1 pseudogene is annotated in these 562 nt (G+C 70.1%); it reads right to left on the bottom strand.

From position 1 onward, the window contains the following. A pseudogene (locus AC1D1T_RS32960) lies at positions 1-494 on the bottom strand (hypothetical protein); the annotation flags it as partial. Positions 495-562 lie beyond the last annotated feature (68 nt).

Here is a 562-nt window from a genome sequence, read left to right on the forward strand (position 1 = left end):
GACAAGCCCGACAGCGCCATCGGCACGTTGCCGTCGTTGCGCCACGCGATCACGTTCTGCGGCGCCGCCGAGTTCTGGTTCACCGTGCCATAGCTCAGGTTGCCGCCGACAAGCGTCGCCGCCGAGCCAGTCAACGTGCCCGATACCGTGGCCGATGCGGCACCCAGCGTGCCGCCGGTCGCCACCAGCGTCTGCGCGCCTTGCGCACCGATGCCGTTGCCGGTGCTCATCGACACCGTGACCGTGCACGTGCCGCCCGCGTCGACCGTGCAACTGCCCGGTGCCACGCTGTACACGCCGCTGAGACCCGACATCGTCAGCGTTGCGGCCTGGTTGCCGCTGTTCGTGAAGCTCACCGTGCCGGAGGCGGCGCTGCCACCCTTCGTGGCGCTCAATGCTGCTGCGCCGTTGCCGGTGACCGAGATCGCCGATCCGTACAGCGTGCCCGCCACCGAGGCCTGCACCGCACCAGTCGTGCCGCCGGTGGCCGTCATGGTCTGGCCGCCTTGCGCGCCGATAGCTCCCGCCGTCGTCATCGACACTGTCACGGCGCAGTTGCCGC

This window comes from Rhizobacter sp. P2_H3 (genome assembly GCF_056403355.1).